Source organism: Nostoc sp. PCC 9305, from assembly GCF_963920915.1.
GTDB lineage: Bacteria > Cyanobacteriota > Cyanobacteriia > Cyanobacteriales > Nostocaceae > Nostoc.
Genome location: NZ_CAWUDN010000198.1, coordinates 1 through 6,064, shown reverse-complemented (window position 1 = coordinate 6,064; position 6,064 = coordinate 1). Strand labels below are relative to the sequence as shown.

The window sequence follows — 6,064 nt, the reverse complement described above, 5'->3', positions numbered from 1 at the left end:
CCTTTATTGATGTCGATGCTGGCGACATTCTCACTTATACTGCGACTCTCGAAAACGGCGACCCACTCCCCAGTTGGTTGAGTTTTAATGCTGCGACCAAAACCTTCAGTGGCACTCCTTTAAATGCAAACGTGGGCAGCCTGAACATTAAAGTCACCGCTACAGATACTGCTCTTGCTCAAGTCAGTGATGTTTTTGTACTCACCGTTAACAACACCAACGATTCGCCAGAGGTGGTGAATGAAATTGCTAACCAACAAGCAACAGAAGACACGGGTTTCAATTTCACTATCCCAGACAACACCTTTAAGGATGTCGATACTGGCGACACTCTCACCTACACTGCCACTCTCGAAAATGGTGATTCTCTACCGAGTTGGTTAAGCTTCAATGCTACGACCAAAACCTTCAGTGGCACTCCCTTGAATGCAAACGTGGGTAGCTTAAATATTAAAGTTATCGCCACAGATACTGCTCTTGCTCAAGCGAATGATGTTTTTGTACTCACTGTTAACAACGTCAACGATCCGCCAGAGGTATTTCAGGCGATCGCAGATAAACAAGCAACAGAAGACACGGTTTTCAATTTCACTTTCTCAGACAACACCTTTATTGATGTCGATGCTGGCGATAGCCTCACCTACACTGCTACTCTCGAAAACGGCGATCTTCTACCCAGTTGGTTAAGTTTTAATGCTGCGACCAAAACCTTTAATGGCACTCCCTTAAATGCGGATGTGAGTAACTTCAACATTAAAGTTACTGCTAGGGATATTTTTGGGGTTGAAGTCAGTGATGATTTTGCACTCACTGTTAAGAACGTTAACGATGCACCAGAGGTAGCTGAGGCGATCGCTAATCGAAAGGTAGTCATCAATACGCAGTTTAATTTCACTATCCCAGAAAATACTTTCATTGATATCGATGCTGGCGATAGCCTCACCTACGCTGCTACTCTCGAAAACGGCGATCCACTGCCCAGTTGGCTAACTTTTAATTCTGCTACCCGGAATTTTAGTGGTACTCCGACGATGGAGAATTTGGGTAATCAGAATATCAAAGTCACTGTCAAGGATATTTCTGGGGATGAAGTCAGTGATGTGTTTGTATTGACAGTTGCTAAGTTCAATAGCGCACCAATTGTAGATCGGGCGATCGCTGACCAAAAAGCTACAGCAAAAACTACCTTCAACTTCACCATTCCTGAAAACACTTTTAGCGATGTGGATCTTGAAGATACCCTGACCTACACTGCTACCTTAGATAATGGCGATCCACTACCCAGTTGGTTAAGCTTCAATGCTAATGAGCTTACCTTCAGCGGCACTCCTACGAATGATAATGTGGGTAGCTTGAATATTAAAGTCACCGCCACAGATCCGGCTCTGGCTGAAATTAGTGATGTATTTGCACTCACAATTGCTAAAGCCAACAATCCACCAATTGTAGAGCAGGCGATCGCTGACCAAAAAGTTACGGCAGAAACTACCTTTAACTTCACCATCCCTGAAAACACTTTTAGCGATGTAGATATTGAAGATACTCTGACCTACACTGCTACCTTAGACAACGGCGACCCACTACCCAATTGGTTAATCTTCGAGCCTAATAAGCGTACTTTCAACGGCGTTCCTACGAATAATAATTTGGGTAGCTTGAACATCAAAGTTATCGTCAAAGATTCGGTTGGGGCTGAAGTCAGTGATGTGTTTGCACTCACCGTTGCTCAAGGGATTACTACTGAGACTGAATCAATCAGCCTACTCACAAGAATTACAGGTGATATCTTTACGATCAAAAATCAAGTTAACGGTGAAAAAGCCAAACTCTCAGTCAAGATTAAAAGCAATACCTCTTCAGAGGTCAATGAACTGGGTCTATTTGTCGTTGACGATGCAGAAGGTAGGATTAACGGCGTAGCTCCTGGTGCTGCAAACTACACCGAACTAGCTCTCCAACGGGCAACTGTGCTTCTTTCATCTCTTGCCAAACTACCCAATGGTTTTAATCCCACTGACCTAAGCAGGCTACTGGAGTTCAACTCTGAGAGCAATCTAAGATTTTATTTAATCCGTAGCAGCACTACTCAGGCGGTGCTATCTGGACAAACCCCGTTTTCTCAGGTGCTTTTTTCCTCGGATACGAATGTGGACGATAAAGGGTTCTCTCTCAACTTCCAGAATTTGGTTTTCAAGATTGAAGCAACAGAGCAAGATCCACCTCTAGGTACTGGTCTTCAAGGAAAATATGAACCCGAACTAATTGATTTACGGGATGTGAAACAATTGGTGAAAGCCGAATTTGTGGTTCATAGAGAAGCAGCTTTTAACAACTTTGTCGGCTTTTATCAGATCGCTGATGAGAATGGTGGCATCGATACCAATGGCGATGGTACAGCAGATGTGCTGGTTGGACAGGCGGGTTATACTCAAGCTGCTATTAGTAACCGTGTCGCTGGTATTGATTTGAGTGTGGCTAACGAAGGTACAGCAAGTTTTACAGGCACTTTTCAACCTGGTGCTATTTTCGTACCATTTATCATCGTTAATGCTGGGACTGATGCAATTCTTGATAGCAATCCCAATAACGATCCGGTGGTTTACTTCTCCTTCTTGGGCGCTAACACTGACAAAGCAGATCATATTCGTCTGTTAGGGAATAACGCTTTTGGCTTTGAGGATTTGGCAAATGGCGGCGATCGAGATTACAACGATTTGATTGTCCGAGTTAATTTGAGTATCGCCTAGTCTGAAGTGACTCGTATAGATGTAATATGGCCTGTAAGCTTTATTGAGCAATAAGTACAGGCTTTTTTTCTGAAAAAGTCAAATATGAGTCATAAAGAGCGATCGCATCACCGATGTTTTAGTGACAGAAGATGCGATTACAGCAAAGTATTACAGTGATTCAAACAAATATGTGAGAGTATATTTATTCACTTACCCGGAGACATAATTATGGTTTTTGCTGGCAAACGACCAAATAATTTAGGTATTAGCAACGGTAAATTAGCATCCTGCCCTAATTCCCCTAACTGCGTTTCTAGTCAGAGTACAGATGCATCTCACAAAATTGCACCACTGACTTTTACATCTACTCCAGAAGAAGCAATTACTAATCTTAAACAGATTATTGAGTCTTTACCAAGAACCAAAATCATTACCGAAAGTAAAGATTATTTATATGCAGAATTTAAAAGTGCTTTACTGGGATTTGTGGATGATGTAGAATTCTATCTAGACCGGAGTGCCAATGTTATCCACGTGCGTTCAGCTTCACGTTTAGGTCAAAGTGATTTGGGTGTTAATCGTAAACGAATAGAGACGATTAGAGCCAATTTCAAGTAATTTGTAATTGAACTAACTAGGAAGATAAAGGAGTAGTTGGGCAAAATTAATTACACAATGTGATTACGAGTAAGACATTAGCAAAATATTGGATTGCTTCACTTAATTTGCAATGGTTGTAAATATTTTTGTCCATCTACTTGTGTGGATTCAGACCCTAGTAAAATCTGGAATGACGATTGTGAAATGTGGTGTGATATTTCACCGAAAATTATGAATTACGAATTAGTTAAACTCTGCGATCGCAATATTTGTGAAACTTAATTTATTTAAAAACTTTGACTCCCGACCCCGACTGATAGTTGCTATCGGACTCGCTGTATTAGTTTTAGTAATCCTGCCGCATTCTCTGCATTTACCTACTCGTATTCTCTGCGCTTGGAACTCCGGTATTGACTTTTTCTTAGCTATAACTTGGTGGAAAATGATCGAGGCTAACCCAGAAAAAATTCGCCGTTATGCTGAGAGTGAATATGAAGGACATTTGGCTATATTTATGCTGGTGATTGCTGCGGCGTGTGCCAGTGTTTTAGCTATTGGGTTTTTATTAACTGATAAAAAAGGGTTGTCAACAATTCTGCTTACCCTACATGTCATACTTTCAATTATGACCATTGTCGGTTCCTGGTTACTAGTGCATACAATGTTTGCAGTGCAATATGCACACAGCTATTACAAATATATTAATCGTAATCATAGTCAAGAAATCACCGGAGGTTTAGATTTTCCTCATAACGACTATCCAGACTACTGGGAATTTTTATATTATTCATTTGTAGTCGGCATGACTAGTCAAGTTTCAGATGTGCAGACAACATCACCCGATATGAGACGCTTGACTCTGTTACATGGCATCTTATCTTTCTTTTTCAATACCACCATTTTAGCTATGAGTATTAATATCATTGCATCCCTGATTTAAAAATATATAGACAAGATATGCTGATTCAAAACGGTGAAATAGCTATTCGTCTGATGCAAGATGAAATATATGATTATGAGTTGATGGCAAAATGGTTAACTAATACAAAAGTTTTAGAATTTTATGAAGGAAGAGATAATCTTTTTCCCTTAGAAAGAATTATAGAAACTTATAAACCGATGGTTAGAGGAGATGAGCCAGTTATTCCGTGCCTCCTCTACTACCAAAATATTCCCATTGGTTATTTGCAGTATTGTACGCTCAATGACTTATCGGAAACTGATAGACAATTGTATCATCTCGACCAAACCGATCGGGTTTATGCGATTGACTTGTTCATCGGCGAAACCGACTATTGGAACAAGGGAATTGGTACAAAAATGCTGTCAGTATTTATCAACTATCTTTTTGAACAGTGTCAAGCTCATAAAATTGTCATAGATCCGCACGTTGATAATTATCGTGCTATTCGCTGCTATGAAAAATGTGGTTTTGTGAAAGTAAAGCTATTGCCTGCAAATGAACTGCATGAAGGAGAATACTCTGATTGTTGGCTCATGGCAATAGAGCCAAAGAAATCATGAGGAAATGCATTCTACCTGTTATGCCTTCTTACCTGCTACTGGTTCAGCTATATTTTCCATATCGACGAGATTCCACTTTAAACCTTTGCTCCTATATATACGCTTCTGCAAATTTGGATAATCACCGATATCATGGTCTAGCCTTTGACCAACTACTATACATTTGAATATAGAATTGCCCGTGTTTTTCAGGTTGTGCGGCTTACCACCAGCGCGATATCCAATAAAATCTCCTGCTTTCACTGGATAAACGCTTTCTCCAATTGTTGCCTCAGCTTCTCCCTCAAGAACGTATACGCACTCTTCTTCGTGATAGTGCATATGAAGCTCCGTTGATTCACGTCCAGGCTCTACTTCAATGATGTGGAAACCGATATTTTTTAAACCTGTCAAATCCCCTAAAGACTTATTCAGTCTGCGAGCATTGGAGTTGAGAAAATGTGTTTTTTCTAGTCCTTCATAAGACTCAATCTCTTCTTTGGTGACTAAATACTTTTCCATTTCTTGATACCAAGGTGCTAAGAAAATTTGATGGCGAATAAGCGAGGGGCCTAAAGATCAATTAAGACGGAAGTTAAAACAGGTTCAAGGGTTCTATCTCAGCAGAAGCTATGCCCTTCTCTACGAGACGCTCCGCGAACGACAGGCTCAGGGTAAGACCTACGGCGGTAAACTACGCTTTCTATTGTGGATGGGATTATATCATCACCTGGTTATTAAGTGCAACTTCATAGAGAATTGGTATCAGTTAATGTCTTACTGGATACCGAGAGTAGTACATCAGCCTAGATCGTAGCTAGCTAGAGTACGTTACTAAATTAACTTGCGTGTTCCCAGTCACTAAGTAACTCATGTTGTTGTACTATTTTATGGCATTTATGAAATGGTACTTTAGGAGTACCAATACTCCTACCAGGAAAAGACTGTTTTTTGGTCTTGGTAGGTCTATTTTCTAAGGTTGTTGAACTGAATTGTTGGGTTTTCATTGGTAAATAAATCTCTGATTAAAATCTGAGCACCAATTTATAACATCAAGTTGCAAATGGCAAATTTCTGAAGAAAAATAAAAAATACATATTTAATTTCTAAAGGAAAGAAGAGAAATTAGACTTCTTACATGAATCAAAAGCCCTCACCCTAAATCCCTCTCCCAAGCTTGGGCTACGGTGTACACACAAGTCTTCTAGAGTTGCACCACAGCCTTTTGATCC

Annotated in this window: 6 protein-coding genes; 4 read left to right on the top strand and 2 right to left on the bottom strand. The window is 40.2% G+C overall.

Annotated features, from left to right (window positions below):
• From ACM0OX_RS34815 to ACM0OX_RS34800, 4 genes are all read left to right on the top strand, one after another.
• Positions 1–2,747: putative Ig domain-containing protein (locus tag ACM0OX_RS34815; RefSeq protein ID WP_414519670.1), on the top strand; the 2,747-nt coding region annotated here is incomplete at its 5' end.
• 210 nt (positions 2,748–2,957) lie between these two features.
• Complete coding sequence (locus tag ACM0OX_RS34810; protein WP_414519668.1) at positions 2,958–3,347, top strand: DUF1499 domain-containing protein; 390 nt, start codon at positions 2,958–2,960, stop codon at positions 3,345–3,347.
• A gap of 253 nt (positions 3,348–3,600) precedes the next feature.
• Positions 3,601–4,269: a DUF1345 domain-containing protein gene (locus ACM0OX_RS34805; protein ID WP_414519667.1), complete on the top strand. Its 669-nt coding sequence runs from the start codon at positions 3,601–3,603 to the stop codon at positions 4,267–4,269.
• Between the two features lie 17 nt (positions 4,270–4,286).
• Positions 4,287–4,853, top strand: coding sequence for a GNAT family N-acetyltransferase (locus tag ACM0OX_RS34800; RefSeq protein ID WP_414519666.1), 567 nt, complete (start codon positions 4,287–4,289; stop codon positions 4,851–4,853).
• An 18-nt stretch (positions 4,854–4,871) separates the two neighbouring features.
• On the opposite strand, the gene ACM0OX_RS34795 is transcribed toward ACM0OX_RS34800, so the two are convergent.
• Together ACM0OX_RS34795 and ACM0OX_RS34790 are read right to left on the bottom strand one after the other, a co-directional pair.
• Positions 4,872–5,354, bottom strand: a complete 483-nt coding sequence (locus ACM0OX_RS34795; RefSeq protein WP_334877529.1) for a cupin domain-containing protein — start codon at positions 5,352–5,354, stop codon at positions 4,872–4,874.
• A gap of 317 nt (positions 5,355–5,671) precedes the next feature.
• Positions 5,672–5,839: a hypothetical protein gene (locus tag ACM0OX_RS34790; protein WP_334715838.1), complete on the bottom strand. Its 168-nt coding sequence runs from the start codon at positions 5,837–5,839 to the stop codon at positions 5,672–5,674.
• Between the last annotated feature and the right edge of the window lie 225 nt (positions 5,840–6,064).

Bases quoted from the DNA above. Each gene is read 5' to 3' on its own strand.
- ACM0OX_RS34800 (WP_414519666.1), top strand. From the start codon at position 4,287: ATGCTGATTCAAAACGGTGAAATAGCTATTCGTCTGATGCAAGATGAA.
- ACM0OX_RS34795 (WP_334877529.1), bottom strand. From the start codon at position 5,354: ATGGAAAAGTATTTAGTCACCAAAGAAGAGATTGAGTCTTATGAAGGA.
- ACM0OX_RS34810 (WP_414519668.1), top strand. From the start codon at position 2,958: ATGGTTTTTGCTGGCAAACGACCAAATAATTTAGGTATTAGCAACGGT.
- ACM0OX_RS34790 (WP_334715838.1), bottom strand. From the start codon at position 5,839: ATGAAAACCCAACAATTCAGTTCAACAACCTTAGAAAATAGACCTACC.